A 15871-nucleotide genomic window follows, 5' to 3' on the forward strand; every position below is an offset into this window, starting at 1 on the left:
CGGTCAGGCGACGGGCGAGTGCAGGCTCGCGGTGGTCTCGGGGAAGCAGCGCGGGTCGTCCCAGAGCAGCTGGAGGTCTCTCGCCCAGTGCCGGTCGGGTTCGTCGTCGGCGTCCGCGGTCAGCCGCAATGACAGGACGTGCCGGGGGAGTTCGGCGGGCGGGACACCGGTGACCGAGGCGGTGAGCTGGTCGAGGAACGCGGTGCCGGGGCAGGTCGGCTCCCCGGCGGGGGTGTCGGGGCAGGGGGCGTCGTCCTCGTGGCCGGGGCAGGGCGAGCCGGTCCGGGGCCACAGCAGGACGGGGACGGGTACGGTCAGGCCCACCTCGAAGTGCTGCCGGGCCGCCGTGGGCGGGGTCGCGAAGCCCGCCAGCCCGGCCTCGCCGTCCCACAGCCGTTTGCGCAGGCTCGGCGGCCGCTCCCGGGTGCCGCACTCGACGCGGTGCACCTCGACCGCGCCGCCCGAGTCCAGCTTCTGCCACTTCTTGCGCAGCTGGTGGCGCAGCCGGCCGCTGTGGTGGCGGGCGCGGTCGGTCACCACCAGGGGATAGGCGCAGCCGAGGGGCGTGCTGTCGTCCGCGCCGCACTCCCAGTGCGCCACCGCTTCGTTGAGCCACTCGCGGGGCAGGACGAACGTCACCAGCTCGTCGGCGTCCGGGGCGAGGTGGGCCACGGCCTCGTCGATGCGGTTCTGGACGTAGGCCCGCACCGCGTTCCGCGGCAGCCGGCGGGCGCCCACCGGCCGGCGCCGGCCGTCGCGGTACGCGGACACCTCCACGGTCACCTGGTCGGGACCGGCACCGCTGTGGTCGATCTCCACGACGACCGGGGACCAGGCCGGCGCATCGGCGGACGACGGGGCCGAGGAGGCCGCCGCCGGGGCCGCCGGGGGTGGTAACGCCGGTTCACCGTCCAGCAGTTCCCGCAGCCGGCCCGCGAACCGGCTGACCGCCTCCGGGTCCGGGACCTCGCCCTGCACATAGGCGGCGGCCGCCCACAGGGAGGTGAAGCCGCCCGGGGGCAGCGGCGGCCCGAAGGCGCCGACCGCGTCGACGTACAGCCGGTTGGGGTCGCACACCCGCTCGGGCTCGGCGGCGGCCCGGCGCAGCAGGTCGTACAGCCGCTCGCGCGCGTCGTCCCGGTGGCCGGGGCCGGGGCGGGGCACCAGCTCGCCCAGTCCGGGCCAGTACCGGGCCATCACGTCCAGCGGCAGCATGCGGCCCTTGCGCACGTCCGGCGCGTCGGAGGCCGCGGTGACCATGCCGGCCACCCTGCCGTCCGGCAGCGTCGCCGCCGCCCCGCTGAATCCGGCCACGAGCGGCTGCCCGTGCCCGTTCCACGCCACCAGCTCCAGCCACTCACCGGCGATCAACTGGCCCGACACCGCCTGGTACTCGGCGAGCGTGCCCTCGTCGTAGCCCTCGGGGAAGCCGTACGCGATCAGTTTGGGGTACGGCTCGGTGTAGGCGGCCTGGGGCGGCGCGAAACCGGCCGGGGCGAGCGGGACGTCACGGTCCAGTTCGAGCACGGCGACATCGCCGGGGTCGGTGACCTCGCCCGCCCAGCCGCCGTGGACGACGACCGACGCGGACAGCTCGCCCAGCTCCCGGGCGTTCGGGAAGGAGACGGTCACCGCCGCCCGGTCGCTGCACCGGACGACGTGGGCACAGGTGAGCACCCGGCGGCCGGTGACCAGGAATCCGGCCCCCACCTCGTCGCCACAGGCGATGCGGGCGTGCCAGGCGGCGCTGTGCATCACCGGTCGGCGGGCTCCGGGCCGGGCACGGCCGGCGCCGGCACGGTCTGCCCGGGAACGGCCGGCACCGGCACGCTCTGCTCGGGGAGACCCGCGCCGGTCGCGGCCTGCTCCGGCTGCTGCTGCCCCGGCGACCAGCTGAGCTTGACGACCAGGTGACCCTCCGCCGAGCCCTTCGCGATCACCGCACCGGCCTCCGCGGACAGCCGCACGCCGAACTCGATCTCCACCGCGTCGGGGCGCAGGCTGCCGTCCCGGAAGACCCGCAGCGCGGCCGCGGCCGCGGCGCGTACGCCGTCCAGCGCGCCCTCGAAGGTGCGCGCGGCCTGCGCGGGTCCGTCACCGCGCGAGACGAGGCGGGCCCCCGACCGGGTGGTGCCGGCGCCCTCCACCACGACGAGCGCACCGTCCTCGGTCCTGAACTCCACCAATCCGTCCATCGTGGCGCTCGCTCCCCCGTCGTACCTGACCCAGTGACACCGACCATGTTACGGACGGTGCTACCGGAGTCACATATTCAGCGGTGTGCGGCGGGACGTCCACCGAGGTTGGCGAAAACCCGCCAGGGCGCCTTTCCGTCAGTCCCGGTCAATCCCCGTGCGGGAAACGGCACATCACACTCGTCCCAGCACTCGACGCGCTCGACACTCATGAGAAGAGGCGTGGATGAGCACAGGACCAGTCAGACGCGGGGCGGCCCTGCTGGCGGCGGGGCTGGTGAGCGCCCTGCTCCCGGCCGGCCCGGCGGCGGCCGCGGCCCGGCACACCCCGGGCCCCGGACCCGGCAGCCGCGACACCACCACCGTCACCCTGGTCACCGGCGACAAGGTGACCGTCACCGACCTCGGACACGGCAGGCAGACCGTCACCGTGCGGCGGCCGCGCGGGGCCGGCGGTGCCGTACGGACGCGGAAGAGCGACGGCGAACTCACCGTCGTACCGGACGAGGCGCTGCCGTATCTGCGCGCCGGCACCCTGGACCGGCGGCTGTTCGACGTCAGCGGGCTGATCCGGCAGGGACTCACCGACGCGAAGGCCGACGCGCTGCCGCTCATCGTGACCTACGACAAGGGCGCCCGGGCCGCGGTTCCGGCCGGTGCCGAGCGGACCCGCGCGCTGCCCAGCCTGCGCGGGGCCGCCGTGACGGCCGGCAAGGGCCGGACCTTCTGGCGGTCGTTCACCCGGACGTCCGGCATCGGCAAGGTGTGGCTCGACGGGCGGGTTTCGGCCGAACTCGCCGAGACCAACGCCCAGATCGGCACGGCGGCGGCCTGGGACACGGGGCTGACCGGCAAGGGCGTCACCGTCGCAGTCCTGGACACCGGCGCCGACCTCGGCCACCCCGACCTCGCGGACCGGGTGAGCGCGACTCGGAGCTTCGTCGAGGGGCAGGAGGTCGCCGACCGCAACGGACACGGCACCCACGTCACCTCCACCGTCGGCGGCAGCGGCGCCGCCTCCGACGGCAAGGAGAGGGGCGTCGCACCCGGCGCGGCCCTCGCCGTCGGCAAGGTGCTCAGCGACCAGGGCTCGGGCAGCGAGTCCCAGATCATCGCCGGGATGGAGTGGGCCGCCCGGGACGTGCACGCCCGGATCGTCTCCCTGAGCCTGGGCTCCACGGAGCCGAGCGACGGCACCGACCCCATGGCGCAGGCGGTGAACACCCTCTCGAAGGAGACCGGCGCCCTGTTCGTGGTCGCGGCCGGCAACACCGGCGCCCCCTCCTCCATCGGCTCGCCCGGCGCCGCCGACGCCGCCCTGACCGTCGGCGCGGTGGACTCCGCCGACCAGGCGGCCCCCTTCACCTCGGCCGGCCCCCGGTACGGCGACAACGCCCTGAAACCCGACCTCTCCGCCCCCGGGGTCGACGTCCTCGCCGCCCGCTCGGGCCTCCTGCCCGGTACCGGCCCCTACACGTCCATGAGCGGTACGTCGATGGCGACCCCGCAGGTCGCGGGCGTCGCCGCGCTGCTCGCCGAGCAGCACCCCGACTGGACCGGCGCGCGGCTGAAGGACGCGCTGATGTCCACCTCGAAACCCCTGGACGCCTCCGCCTACGCGCTGGGCGCGGGCCGGGTGAGCGTGCCGGACGCGGTACGCGCGACGGTCACCGCCACCGGCAGTGCCGACCTCGGTTTCCACAGCTGGCCGTACGACGGGAACCAGCCGGTCACCCGGACCCTCACCTACACCAACTCCTCCGCGGGACCGGTGGAACTGAAGCTCTCGGTGCGGGGCGCCCCGGCCGGCGCCGCCGCCCTCGCCGACGACACCCTCACCGTTCCCGCGCACGGCACCGCCTCCACCACCGTCACCGGCGACGGCGCGAAGGCACCGGTGGGCGAGACCAGCGGACGGATCGTGGCCACCGACCCGGCCGGCGCGACGGTCGCCCACACCGCCTTCGGGCTGGTCAAGGAGGAGGAGCGGTACACCCTCACCGTCCACGTCAAGGACCGTACGGGCGCGCCCGTCGCCGCCGGCCTCACCGTGCAGCGGCTCGCCGAGGGCGCGGACCCCGAGCCCGCCCACGTCGGCGACTCCGGCACGCTCAGACTGCGCCTGAGGCCCGGCACCTACTCCCTCGCCTCCTTCCTCGACGTGCGCGGCAGCCACGGCGCCGACTCCCTCGGCCTCGGCTTCCTCGCCGCCCCCGAGATCACCCTCGACCGGGACCGCGAGGTCACCCTGGACGGCCGCGCGCTGCGGGAGATCGGCGCGGACGTCGACCGGCGCACCGAGACCCACCAGCTGGTCATGGAGTACGACCGGAAGGCGGACGGCGCCGACCTGTTCGAGGCGGTCCAGGTGCCCCTCGCCTACGACAGTGTCTTCGCCGCGCCCACCCCGGAGGTCACGCGGGGCGGCTTCGAGTACCGGACCGTGTGGCGGCTGGCCAAGCCGCTGCTGGAGGTCGAGGGCGTCGGCGAGGCCACCGTCCAGCCGGGCGGCACCCTCATCGAGGGCCGCAGCAGGCTCCCGCTGGTGGACGTGGGCGACGGACCCGTCACCGGGGTGTCCGGCAAGGCCGTGCTCGCCCGCCTCGCCGACGGCGCCGACCCGGCCGCGCTCGCGCGGGCCGCGCAGGACGCGGGCGCCCGGGCCCTGTTCGTCACGGACGACGCGCCCGGCCGGCTGATGGCCTGGTGGGGCACCGACGACAACGCCGGCCGGCCGCTGCAGATCGCCACCGTGAACCGCGCGGACGCGGCACGCCTCAGGGCGGCGGGCCGGGTCGACATGACCGGCACCGCCGACCCGCCGTACGTGTACGACCTCTCCGAGGGCCACCGGGGCGCGATCCCGGACCGGGACCTCACCTACGCGCCCGGCCACCGCCGACTCGCCGCGCTGCACGTGAAGTTCCACTCGGCCCGGCCCCGGCACGGCGGCGAGTTCCGGTACTCCCTCACCGACACGTTCCCCGTCGGCCTCGGCTTCCGGGAACGCGTTGCCCTGCCCGCCGAGCGCACCGACTACGTCTCCACCGGCCCCGGCCAGCTGTGGCACGAGTCCGTCACCACCGCCGACGGCGCCCTGGAGGAGCGCGGCGGGCTCGTCCGCCACACCGGCGGCACCCGCCCGGCGCTGAACTGGTTCCGGCCGGTGTGGCACCCCTGGCTGGGCACCGGGCTCGGCTGGGGCCAGCAACGCGCCGGGAACCGGATCCAGGTGAACGTGCCCGGCTGGGGCGACTCCGGACCCGACCACACCGGCTTCGGCGACGTGTGGAGCGAGGACAGCGGAATGCGCCAGACCACCGCCGTCCACCTGGACGGCACCCTGGCCGACAGACGGACGGGTTCCGCCGCCTACGTCTGGGACGCGCCCGCCGACGAGCACACGTACCGGGTCGTCACCGACACGGAACTCGACGCAGGCCGGTGGCCGCTCGCCACCCGGGGCCACACCGAGTGGACCTTCCGCTCGGCCGCCACGCCCGAGGACCACTGGACGTACCTGCCGCTGATCAACCTCGCCTACGACCTCGACACCGACCTCACCGGCGCGGTGCCCGGCGGGCGGCGGACGACGGTCGGCCTCAGCGCGCGGTACGTGGCCCGGGCCGCCGGAACCGGCACGCTCGGCGGGGGCCGGCTGGAGGTGTCGTACGACGACGGCACGACCTGGCGGACGGTCCCCCTGACCGCCGGCCGGGGCGCCTCCTGGCGGGGCACGCTGACCGTGCCGCGCGGCGCCGCGTCCGTCTCCCTGCGGGCCTCGGCCCACGACGACAGGGGCGGCTCGGTGACCCAGGAGACCGTCCGGGCCGTGGCGGTGAGGTGACCTACGGCCGGGAGTGGTCCACGCGGTCCGCGATGCCCCGGACCACCCCCAGCTCCACCAGGTCCTGTGGGCGGATGCGGAGCTGGTCCGCGGTCGGCCGGACCTCCTCCGGCCGGCGCTTCAGGATCGCGGCGGCCAGTTCCGGGGCGATCACCGAGAAGTAACTGTCCGGCGTGGCCCAGGTGTTGCCCGGCGCGGCCAGCGCGAGCGCGCCGCCGGAGCCGCCCTCGCCGATGACGAGGGTGGTGACCGGCACCCGGGCGGCGGCCACCGCGCCGAACACCTCGGCGATGGCCGCGCCGGCGCCCTGCCGCTCCGCCTCCGCGTCGTTCGCGGCGCCCGGGGTGTCCACCAGCGTCAGCACGGGGATGCCGAGCCGGTCCGCGAGCCGGATCAGCCGGGCGGCGGTGCGGTACCCGGCGGGGCGGGTCGCCGTCCCGGTCTGCGCCGCGTACGCCACGGTACGGCCGTCCCGCTCACCGAACCCGCACAGCATCCCGTCGGGATCGGTGCCGCCGCACCGGTCGCCGCTGATCGGCAGCCGGTGGCCGAAGTAGGCGTCCAGGTAGGCGTGCGCCCGTGGCCGCCCGGCCGTCCGGGCCCGCTCGACGGCCTCCCACCCGCTCCCGGGCAGCCCACCCCGCCCGAGCGCGCCCGGCACGGGGGCGGGCTCGGTCCCGGCTCCTGCCGACGCGCCGGCCCCGGCTCCCGGCGCACCCGCTCCCGGCGCGTCCGCCCCCGCCAGCAGCCGCAGCCACCCCCCGAGCACCTCCTTCAGCTCGGCCTGCTCCACCACCGCGTCCGCCGAACCCGCCGCCAGCTGGGCCTCCGCCGTGTACGCGGCCGGGTCGGCGTCCGGTGGGCGGACGCGGGAGCCGGCGAAGCCGACCTGGGCGCCGGTCAGGGCGAGGACGATGTCCGCGCCGGCGCCGAGGGTGGCCCAGCCGCCGCCGGTCGTCGGATCCCGCAGGACCGCGATCTGGGGCAGGCCGGCCTCCCGGGTGAGCGCGGACTGCCGGGCCACCCGCTGCAGCTGGGTCAGCGCGAGCATGCCCTCCTGCATACGGCTGCCCCCGGTCGCGATCAACGGCACGACCGGCAGCCGCTGTTCGCGGGCATGGCGGTACGCCGCCTCCAGCCGGTCCCCGGTGCGCTCGCCCAGCGAGCCGCCGAGGAAACCGAACTCGAAGGCGATCAGGACGGCCCGGGTGCCGTCGACGCTCGCGGTGCCGCAGACCACCGACTCCTGCTCGCCGGTGCGTGCGGCGGCACGGGCGCGCGAGGCGTCGTAGCCCTGCCAGCCGAGGGGGCCGTCCGGGCGCGACCGCCCTGCCGGAGAGGGGAGTTCACGGAAGCTGTCCCGGTCCGTGACCAGCGCCAGCAGCTCCCGTGCCGAGAGCCGTTCAGGCATCGGCGAGGGCCCGCTTCATGATCTTGCCCATGTCGTTGCGGGGGAGCGCCTGGAGGTAGCGGACGACCCGCGGGCGCTTGTGCGGGGCCAGCCGCCGGGCCACATGGTCCGCCAACTCCTCCGCGCCGGGCGGGTTCCCCGGGTCCGCCGGGACGATCCAGGCCACGATCCGCTCGCCCAGGTCGGCGTCCGGCTCCCCGGTGACCGCGGCCTCCCGCACCCCCGGATGCTCCAGCAGCGCGTTCTCGATCTCACCGGCCCCGATCTTGTACCCACCGCTCTTGATCAGATCGGTGGCCTTGCGCCCGACGATGCGGACATAGCCGTCCGGCTCGCGCACCGCCATGTCCCCGGTGCGGAAGAACCCGTCGGCGGTGAACGCGGCGGCGGTCGCGTCGGGCCGGTTCAGGTACTCCGTGAACAGGTTCGGGCCGCGCACCTGGATCTCCCCGACGCTCTCCCCGTCGTACGCGGTGATCTCCGTACCGTCCTCCTCCACCAGCCGCAGCTCCACGCCCGGCAGCGGCACCCCGACCGTGCCGGCCCGGGCCTCGCCGTCGGCCCGCACGCTGGTGTTCATCAGCGTCTCCGTCATGCCGTACCGCTCGATCACCCGGCGCCCGGTGGCCCCAGCGATCCGCTCGTGGTCGTGCACCGGCAGCGCGGCCGACCCCGACACCAGCAGCCGGGCCCCGGCGAGCGCCTTGGCCAGCTCCGGATCGGCGGGCAGCGCCTCCGCGATCCGGTGGTACATCGTCGGCACCCCGAACATCATGGTCGCGCCGTCGTTCAGCTCGCGGGTGACGCCCTCGGTGCTGAACCGGCCCAGGTGCCGGACCGAGCCGCCGCGGCGCAGCGGGCCGAGGACGCCCAGCACCAGCCCGTGCACATGGAACAGCGGCAGCCCGTGCACCAGCACGTCGTCCGCGGTCCACTGCCAGGCGTCGGCCAGCGCGTCCAGGGTGGTGGCGAGGGCCCGGCGGGGCAGGACCGCGCCCTTGGGCGGGCCGGTGGTGCCGGAGGTGTAGACGACCAGCGCCGGGTCGCCGTCCGACGCCCGTTCCCCGGGGACGGCCCCGGAGGCGGACGCGTCCACGTCGACACGCGGCAAGTCACCGAAGACGGGCGGCAGTTCCGCACCGGGCGCGGCGAGCACGAGGGCCGGCGCGCTGTCGGACAGGATGTGCGCCAGTTCCTTCTCGCCCGACTTCGGGTTGAGCGGCACCGCGGCCACCCCGGCGAGCAGCGCACCGGTCACCGCGACGGCGGTCTCCAGCTCCGGGGTGGCCCACACGGCGACCCGGCCGGAGCCCTCGATCCGGGCGGCGAGGGCACCCGCGGCGCCCGCGAGCGCGCCGTACGTCAGGGTCCGTGGTCCGAACCGCAGGGCGACCTTCCCCCGGACCTCGTCCGGGGGGACCCCCGTCTCGCTGCGCTCACCGGGACCGCTCGCCAGGGCGGGGAAGAGGGAGGACACGCGGCGCACTCCTTACTGTCGACGGTGCCGACCGCTGGGGACGACAGCACCCTTCCTACACCAGGAGCCGCGTCCCGACGACCGTGCTCAGATCGGCCGCGAGCCGCAGCTCGACCGCCCGCAGCGCCGGATGCTCCAGCCAGTGCAGCCGGGCCCGGTCCGGCCGGCCCTCGTGCAGCGGGGGCCAACCAACCGCGGGCGTGAAGTCGTCCACGACGACCGTCCCGCCGGGCACCAGCAGCCGCTCGACGTCGGCGGGCGGATCCCCGGGCGCCTTGCCCTGCCCGCCCCCGTCGAGGACGAGCAGGTCGTAGGGGCCGTACTCCTCGATCCGCCGCCAGTCGCCGGTGAGCACGGTGACCTCGGGGCGGCCCGCGAAGACCTCCGCCGCACCCCGCGCCCGCTCCGGATCCCGCTCCACGCTGTACAGCCGCACGCCCGCCGCGGCCCCCGACACCAGCCAGGCCAGGCCGACGCCCAGGCCGGTCCCGGTCTCCGCGATGCGCAGCCGTGCGCCGCCCGCCAACGCGTGCAGCAGGCGGCCCTGTTCGGGACGGCAGGAGTGCGGGAAGCCGCGGGCCCGGGCGGCGGCCAGGGCGGCGCGGACCAGGGGCGGCAGATCGGGCAGGGCGGTGTGGGCGTCCGTACCGGCGAGGGACATGGAGGTGATCCTGCCCGAAACCCGGCCGGTCGCGGGGCCGTTCCGGAGCGGTCCGAACCGCTCCGGGCCGTTGCGGGGCGGGAGTTCACCCGCGCTTGTTAGCCTCGCAGCCGCGCCATCCCTCGAACCCCCGTACGACAGGAAGCCCGCCGTGCCCCGGATAGCCCTCGCCACCTACGACCCCGGAACCGAGCCGAGCAAGGACGCCGATCTGCCGCTGCTGGTGCGGGCGCTCACGGACGCCGGTGCCGAGGCGGAGGCCCGGCACTGGGACGACCCGGCGGCGGACTGGGGCGGCTACGACCTCGTCGTCATCCGCTCGACCTGGGACTACAGCTGGCGGGCCGCCGAGTTCGGTGCCTGGGTTGACCGGGTCGGGTCGCTGACCCGGCTCGCGAACCCGGCGCCCGTGGTGCGCTGGAACGCCGACAAGCGCTACCTCGGAGACCTCACGGCGGCCGGTGTGCCCACCGTCCCCACCCGCTACACGGCGCCCGGCGAGCCGGCCGACCTGCCCGCCGGCCGGGAGTTCGTGATCAAACCGACGTCGGGCGCGGGCGCCCGGTTCGCCGCCCGCTACACGCCCGCCGAGCAGGACACGGCGGTACGGCACCTGGCCCGCATGCACGCGGAGGGGCTCACCGCGATGGTGCAGCCGTACATGCCGCGCATCGACGTGGCCGGCGAGCGGGCGCTGCAGTTCTTCGGCGGGCGGCTGCTGCACGCCAGCCGCAAGGGCGCCGTCCTGTCGCCCGGCACCCCGTACGACGCCGACAAGGTGGCCCACCCCCGCCTGGAGCCCTGGCAGCCCACCGACGCCGAACGCGCCGTGGCCGAGAAGGCGTTGGCGGCCGTACCCGGCTCACCGGGGTTGCTGTACGCCCGCGTCGACCTGGTCGACGGCGACGACGGCGAGCCCCGCCTGATGGAACTGGAGCTGGTGGAACCGAACCTGTTCCTGTGGCTGCACCCGGAGTCGCTGCCGCGTGTGACGGAGGCGATCCTCGTGGCGGCCGGGGACACCGCGCCCTGATCGGTTAGGGTCCGTCAAGACATCGGTTCCGACGGGGAGTTGACGTGAGCAAGGTATGGCTGGTGACCGGGGCGAGCAGCGGCTTCGGGCGGGAGATCACCGAGGCGGCCGTCGCCGCCGGCGACCTGGTGATCGGCGCGGTCCGCCGTCCGGAGGCCCTGGACGACCTGGTGGCCGCCCACCCCGGCCGGGTCGAGGCGGTGCGTCTGGACGTCACCGACCTGGCCGCGGTCGACATGGTGGTCCGGGATGTCGTGGACCGGCACGGCCGGATCGACGTGCTGGTCAACAACGCGGGCCGCACCCATGTCGGCGCGGTCGAGGAGACCACCGACGCGGAGCTGCGGGACCTGTTCGACCTGCACTTCTTCGGTCCGGTGGCGCTCGTGCGGGCCGTGCTGCCGCACATGCGGGAGCGGCGCTCGGGCGCGATCGTGCAGATGAGCAGCATGGGCGGGCAGATGTCCTTCGCGGGCTTCGGCGCCTACAGCGGCACGAAGTTCGCGCTGGAGGGCATCTCCGAGGCGCTCGCGGACGAGGTGGCGGAGTTCGGCATCAAGGTGCTGATCGTGGAGCCGGGCGCGTTCCGTACCTCCCTGTTCGGCGCCGGCCGGTCCGGGGCCAGCCAGGACAGCGGGGTGTACGCCAAGGTGAGCGAGACCCGCTCGGCCGTGTCCGGCGGCGACGGCTCCCAGCCCGGCGACCCGGCCAAGGCGGCGGCCGTGATCCTGGCCGCGCTGGAGGCCGAGCGGACCCCGCTGCGGCTGCCGCTCGGCGACGACGGGGTGAGCGCGGTCCTGGCCCACCTCGACCAGGTCCGCGGGGACGTCACGGCGTGGGAGAAGCAGACGAGGGCGACGGCCTTCGACGCCTGATGCCCCTCAGGGCAGGACCGCCGTCCGCTGGAGCAGCCCCCAGGTGAACTCGGCGACGACCTCCCGTCGTACGCCCTCCCGGTCGGGGGCGGTGAGGGCCAGCCCCCACCGGGTGGGGGCGGTGCCCTCCAGCGGGCGGGCGGGAGGGAAGGCGCGGGCGGCCTCGTCCACCGTGCAGGACCAGGGCGTCAGATCCTCCAGGGTGCGCAGCTCGGGCGCGGGCGCGCCGGGCGCCCGTACCAGCCACTCGTTCCAGACCCCGCCGTCGGGTCCGACGAGCACCTCGAAGCGCAGCTCCGGCCAGAGCGGCAGCGCCCACCGCCGGGCCTCGCAGTCGACGTCGCCGAGGCGGCGGGGCTCGACGGATTCCGGCTCGCCGAGGACGGAGCGGTACCGGGCCGCCGCGCCCCGGGTCCGCGGCGAACGGACCATGGCCTGCCACCGTTTGTTGGCCTCCCGCATGTCCGCGGCCGACGCGCCGAGCCGCCGCCGGGCCTCCTCGGCCAGCTCCGGGTTGTGGTCGGCCATGCGCCGCAGCAGCACCAGCTGGAAGTCCAGATCCATGGCCTCCATGGTGCCCGTGACCACGGGGCCGTTCCCGACCCATTGCCCGCACCACCCACCATGACTAGCCTGTGTTCGTCATGCCGATCGTCTGTTGAAATCTCGAACGCAGACGCTAGACCAAGGGAGGGGGCCGGACGTGGGACGCCTCGTGCCTGCCGTGACCCGAGCTCTCGACATTCTTGAGCTGTTCCTCGACGGGGACGGGACGCTCTCCGCCCCCGACATCGTGCGCCGGCTCCAGCTGCCGCGCACCACCGTGCACGAGCTGGTCACCACGCTCGCCGCACGGTCGTACATCGTGCCGGTGCCCGGGCAGCCGGGACGGTACCGGCTCGGCGTACGCCCGTACCAGCTCGGCAGCCGCTACGCCGAGCAGCTCGACCTCGCCGCCGAGGGCCAGCAGGTGGCCCGCTCGGTCGCCGAGACCTGCGACGAGACCGTCCACGTCGCCCTCCTCGAAGGCACCGACGTCATCTACATCGCCAAGGTCGACTCCACGCACGCGGTCCGCATGGTCTCGGCCGCCGGCCGCCGCCTTCCGGCCCACTGCACCTCGGTCGGCAAGATGCTGCTGGCCTCCCTGCCCGAGGCGGAGCTGGCCGCGCGGATCCCGGACGGCGCCGAGCTGACCGCGATGACGCCCAACAGCATCACCGATCCCGCCGTCCTGCGCGAGACCCTGGCTCAGATCCGGCAGCGCGGGATCGCCGTCGAGAACCGCGAGTCCAACCCGGACGTCAGCTGTGTGGCCGCCCCGGTCCGCGACCGCACCGGCCAGGTCGTCGCGGCCCTCTCCATCTCCGTCCCGATGATCCGCTGGAGCGAGGAGCGCCGGGCCGAGCTGGAGCAGCTCGCCGCGAAGGGCGCGGCGGAGCTGTCGGAGCGGCTGGGCCACCGGAGCGCGGTATGACGCCGTACGAGGTCGCGGTACGGGCGGAGGCGGCGCTCGGCGAGGGCCCCACCTGGGACCCGGCGACGGGCCGGCTGATCTGGCTGGACATCCTGGGCATGCGGCTGCACACGTACGACCCCTCCTCCGGCCGGCGCACCCTCCGTACGACGCCGCAGCACATCGGCGCCGCCAAGCCCCGGGCGGGCGGCGGCCTGGTGCTGAACCTGCGGGACGGCGTCGGCCTGCTGGACCCCGACGACACCTTCCGCTGGCTGCACCACGAGCCGGTGCCCGGCCGCCGCGCGAACGACGCCGCGGTGGCCCCCGACGGCTCCCTCTGGGCGGGCACCATGCGCTACGACGAGGCGCCGGCCGGCGGCACGCTCTCCCGCCTCACCGGGGACGGCACGGTGACGACGATCCTCCCCGACGCCACCGTCAGCAACGGCACCGGCTGGAGCCCCGACGGCCGCCTCATGTACTACGTCGACTCCCCGACCCGGCGCGTGGACGTCTTCGACCACGACCCCGACGGCACGGTCCGCAACCGCCGCCCTCTGGTGCGGATCGAAGAGGGCGCCGGCTTCCCCGACGGCCTCACGGTCGACGCGGAGGGCTGCGTGTGGGTCGCGCTGTGGGACGGGGGAGCGGTACGCCGGTACACGCCCGCCGGCGACCTCGACCGCGTGATCACCTTGCCGGCCCCGCGCACGACGGCGTGCGCGTTCGGCGGCCCCGGGATGACCGACCTGTACGTCACCACAGCCCGCACGGGCCTGTCTGCCCCGCACCCCCTGTCGGGCTCCCTCCTGGTGATCCCCGACGCGGGCCAGGGCCTGCCCCAACCGGCGTTCGCAGGCTGAGGGGCGCGGGGACCGCGCGACCAGCCACCGCGGACCCGCAGTCGGCAGCCGGCGTCAGCCACCCTCACTCAGAACCGTGACCGTCTCCGCCGGGACGGCCGCCGCACGGACCGCCGCGATGTCGGCGGGACGCCGCAGCGCGCGGGAGACGGCGCCGATCTCGCGGAGCAACTCCGCGGGGTCGGGCCCCCCGGCCGGCTCCGCCGGTGACGGCATCCGCGCCCTGGTCCCGACCGCGTCGAGAACGGTCACCGCCGCGGCCAGCGCGCGGGCCCGCTCCGGCGGGTGGCCGAGGCCGAGCGCGGCGTCGTACGCGCGGCTGCCGAGGCCGGTGTCGATGTGCCGGGACAGCGCCAGCAGCACGTCCCGGATGAACGTCTCGCGCCGGGTGAGCCGCAGCTCGGGCGTGGCCCGCAGCACGAACGGCACCCCCTCGCCGCTCGCGGCACACAGCACCCGGTACAGCGGCCGCAGTTCGCGGTGGGCGCGCCGGATCCGCCGGCGGTCGCGCAGGTACTGGCCGGCGTGGGGGAGGACGAAGCCGGCCGCGATGAGGATGGCGGAGAGGGCCGCCACCGGCGGGGCCAGGTCGGTGCTCAGCCAGTCCAGGTCCCGCCCGCACCAGCGCGCGACCACGGCGGTCAGTTTGACCGCGCCGAAGACCAGGTTCAGGACGTAGCCCGCGCCCAGCAGTTCCAGGCCCCGGCGCAGCCACGCGTCCAGCCCCGCGGCCCGCACCCAGTCCCGGATCAGCCGGAAGGTGATCACACAGGCCACGGCGTGCGCGACCAGGTAGAGCAGGATCTCCTCGCGCATGAACGGCGTGGTGGCGTAGTAGGTGTCCAGGTCCCGCAGCCGCTCCTCGGGCGCGTCGGCGAGCAGGAACAGCGCCCACAGGGCGACGATCACCCCCGAGTAGGAAGAGATCACCCACCGCGTGGCGCGCCGGGTGGCGGCCGAGCGGCCGGACGGGCCGTTGCGCCAGGTGACGAGGAGCAGCAGGCAGGAGCCGCAGAACGCGGTGATGAGCGAATAGCACCAGGGCGCCGAGAAGTTGGGCACACCGGTGACCCGGTTGACCCGGGCGATGGTGGACGGCGTGCAGAACACGAACACCGCGCAGGCGAGCAGCAGCAGCCCGCCGACCGCGCGCAGCAGGGGGTCCCGCCACAGCCGGATGATGCTGGGCAGCTTGATCACCAGGGCGGCGGTGAGCGCGGCCGTGGGGATCCAGAAGGAGATGTAGAACGCGCTGAGGAACCCCGAGGGGTTCTCCGCCGCCAGGGTCACCGAGCCGTTCCTCCACGCCCGCGGTAGCCGAGGGAACGCTGCACCGGGTCCAGCGGGGCGGCGCCGCTTCCGGAGAGGTGGCCCCGGAACAGCGTGGCCAGGCGGTGCCCGAAGTCGTCGGCCTCGGCCTCGTCGGCCTCCCGGGAGCCGTTGCGGGCGGCCACGGTGAGGGCGGCCTCCCGCCAGCCGGGGGTGTCGGCGAGGGCCCGGGCCGCGGCGGCCCCGGCGAGATGGTGGTGCCGGTGCCCGGCGTGCAGATGCCACAGCTCGTGCCCCAGGATGACCAACTGCTGTACGGCCTCGGCCCGTTCCTCCACGATGACCAGGTCGAAGTCGGCGAACTCGACCCACAGCCCGGTGACCTCGATCTCGTCCGGGAAGCGTTCGAAGCGCAACTCGACCGGTCGCCCGCCGCGCAGCGCGCTCATCTCCTCGCACAGGGCCCGGCACAACGGCCGTACCCCCTCGGGCCGTTCGGGCCGGGCGCGGACGGCGGCGGCGAGGTCGCCGGCCAGGGTGCGCATGGCCGAACCCGGGCGGGAGCGCCGCAGTCGTGCGGCCAGGCGTGCCGCCTGCTCCCGCGCGCCCCCGAAGCTCATCTGTCTCCCTTCCCACCGCCGGTCGCGGCTGGTCCGAGCGTACGCGCCCGGATGTGCCCACGTCATGCGATCCGACGGCCGTCGTTCACCGGGGAACCGCCTGTGAGCTTGTGTCCAACCCATTGACGTGGACGCGCTTCGAATCTACGGTCCCGTTCGAA

Annotated in this window: 13 protein-coding genes; 5 read left to right on the plus strand and 8 right to left on the minus strand. The window is 75.3% G+C overall.

Annotated elements, in window-relative coordinates; genetic code table 11:
- Positions 1-3 precede the first annotated feature (3 nt).
- Positions 4-1755, minus strand: coding sequence for a VMAP-C domain-containing protein (locus tag ACZ4U1_RS08920; RefSeq protein WP_467901478.1), 1752 nt, complete (start codon positions 1753-1755; stop codon positions 4-6).
- Positions 1755-2195, minus strand: a complete 441-nt coding sequence (locus ACZ4U1_RS08925) for a CU044_2847 family protein (protein WP_467901395.1) — start codon at positions 2193-2195, stop codon at positions 1755-1757. Before ACZ4U1_RS08925 ends, ACZ4U1_RS08920 begins: the two co-directional genes overlap by 1 nt.
- A gap of 226 nt (positions 2196-2421) precedes the next feature.
- On the opposite strand from ACZ4U1_RS08925, the gene ACZ4U1_RS08930 reads away from it, so the two are divergent.
- Positions 2422-6042 carry a S8 family serine peptidase gene (locus tag ACZ4U1_RS08930; RefSeq protein ID WP_467901397.1) on the plus strand — a complete coding sequence of 1207 codons (3621 nt, stop codon included), beginning with the start codon at positions 2422-2424 and terminating at the stop codon, positions 6040-6042.
- Position 6043: 1 nt separating this feature from the next.
- Here the strand turns inward: ACZ4U1_RS08930 and ACZ4U1_RS08935 are convergent, their stop codons facing one another.
- Genes ACZ4U1_RS08935 through ACZ4U1_RS08945 form a run of 3 tightly spaced genes read right to left on the minus strand, consistent with a single transcriptional unit; the run spans position 6044 to position 9591 of the window.
- Complete coding sequence (locus ACZ4U1_RS08935; RefSeq protein WP_467901399.1) at positions 6044-7453, minus strand: carboxyl transferase domain-containing protein; 1410 nt, start codon at positions 7451-7453, stop codon at positions 6044-6046.
- Complete coding sequence (locus ACZ4U1_RS08940) at positions 7446-8930, minus strand: acyl-CoA synthetase (protein ID WP_467901401.1); 1485 nt, start codon at positions 8928-8930, stop codon at positions 7446-7448. The genes ACZ4U1_RS08935 and ACZ4U1_RS08940 overlap by 8 nt, the downstream gene beginning before the upstream one ends.
- Positions 8931-8985: 55 nt before the next feature.
- The gene (locus tag ACZ4U1_RS08945) at positions 8986-9591 is read right to left on the minus strand and encodes an O-methyltransferase (protein ID WP_467901402.1); all 606 of its coding nucleotides are present in this window, start codon (positions 9589-9591) and stop codon (positions 8986-8988) included.
- A 151-nt stretch (positions 9592-9742) separates the two neighbouring features.
- On the opposite strand from ACZ4U1_RS08945, the gene ACZ4U1_RS08950 reads away from it, so the two are divergent.
- Together ACZ4U1_RS08950 and ACZ4U1_RS08955 are read left to right on the plus strand one after the other, a co-directional pair.
- The gene (locus ACZ4U1_RS08950) at positions 9743-10624 is read left to right on the plus strand and encodes an ATP-grasp domain-containing protein (protein ID WP_467901404.1); all 882 of its coding nucleotides are present in this window, start codon (positions 9743-9745) and stop codon (positions 10622-10624) included.
- A 44-nt stretch (positions 10625-10668) separates the two neighbouring features.
- Positions 10669-11499, plus strand: a complete 831-nt coding sequence (locus ACZ4U1_RS08955; RefSeq protein WP_467901406.1) for an oxidoreductase — start codon at positions 10669-10671, stop codon at positions 11497-11499.
- A 6-nt stretch (positions 11500-11505) separates the two neighbouring features.
- On the opposite strand, the gene ACZ4U1_RS08960 is transcribed toward ACZ4U1_RS08955, so the two are convergent.
- Positions 11506-12063, minus strand: a complete 558-nt coding sequence (locus tag ACZ4U1_RS08960) for a hypothetical protein (protein ID WP_467901408.1) — start codon at positions 12061-12063, stop codon at positions 11506-11508.
- Positions 12064-12202: 139 nt separating this feature from the next.
- Here ACZ4U1_RS08960 and ACZ4U1_RS08965 point away from each other — a divergent pair, with 139 nt between their 5' ends.
- The gene (locus tag ACZ4U1_RS08965; RefSeq protein ID WP_467901409.1) at positions 12203-12976 is read left to right on the plus strand and encodes an IclR family transcriptional regulator; all 774 of its coding nucleotides are present in this window, start codon (positions 12203-12205) and stop codon (positions 12974-12976) included.
- Positions 12973-13821: an SMP-30/gluconolactonase/LRE family protein gene (locus ACZ4U1_RS08970; RefSeq protein WP_467901412.1), complete on the plus strand. Its 849-nt coding sequence runs from the start codon at positions 12973-12975 to the stop codon at positions 13819-13821. The genes ACZ4U1_RS08965 and ACZ4U1_RS08970 overlap by 4 nt, the downstream gene beginning before the upstream one ends.
- 54 nt (positions 13822-13875) lie before the next feature.
- Here ACZ4U1_RS08970 and ACZ4U1_RS08975 read toward each other — a convergent pair whose 3' ends face one another.
- Together ACZ4U1_RS08975 and ACZ4U1_RS08980 are read right to left on the minus strand one after the other, a co-directional pair.
- Positions 13876-15111 carry an MAB_1171c family putative transporter gene (locus ACZ4U1_RS08975; protein WP_467901413.1) on the minus strand — a complete coding sequence of 412 codons (1236 nt, stop codon included), beginning with the start codon at positions 15109-15111 and terminating at the stop codon, positions 13876-13878.
- Complete coding sequence (locus ACZ4U1_RS08980; protein ID WP_467901414.1) at positions 15108-15710, minus strand: toxin-antitoxin system, toxin component family protein; 603 nt, start codon at positions 15708-15710, stop codon at positions 15108-15110. The genes ACZ4U1_RS08975 and ACZ4U1_RS08980 overlap by 4 nt, the downstream gene beginning before the upstream one ends.
- Between the last annotated feature and the right edge of the window lie 161 nt (positions 15711-15871).

It is taken from the genome of Streptomyces sp. NPDC028928 (assembly GCF_055564915.1).

Bases quoted from the DNA above. Each gene is read 5' to 3' on its own strand.
- ACZ4U1_RS08920 (WP_467901478.1), bottom strand. From the start codon at position 1,755: ATGCACAGCGCCGCCTGGCACGCCCGCATCGCCTGTGGCGACGAGGTG.
- ACZ4U1_RS08925 (WP_467901395.1), bottom strand. From the start codon at position 2,195: ATGGACGGATTGGTGGAGTTCAGGACCGAGGACGGTGCGCTCGTCGTG.
- ACZ4U1_RS08930 (WP_467901397.1), top strand. From the start codon at position 2,422: ATGAGCACAGGACCAGTCAGACGCGGGGCGGCCCTGCTGGCGGCGGGG.
- ACZ4U1_RS08935 (WP_467901399.1), bottom strand. From the start codon at position 7,453: ATGCCTGAACGGCTCTCGGCACGGGAGCTGCTGGCGCTGGTCACGGAC.
- ACZ4U1_RS08945 (WP_467901402.1), bottom strand. From the start codon at position 9,591: ATGTCCCTCGCCGGTACGGACGCCCACACCGCCCTGCCCGATCTGCCG.
- ACZ4U1_RS08960 (WP_467901408.1), bottom strand. From the start codon at position 12,063: ATGGATCTGGACTTCCAGCTGGTGCTGCTGCGGCGCATGGCCGACCAC.
- ACZ4U1_RS08970 (WP_467901412.1), top strand. From the start codon at position 12,973: ATGACGCCGTACGAGGTCGCGGTACGGGCGGAGGCGGCGCTCGGCGAG.
- ACZ4U1_RS08980 (WP_467901414.1), bottom strand. From the start codon at position 15,710: ATGAGCTTCGGGGGCGCGCGGGAGCAGGCGGCACGCCTGGCCGCACGA.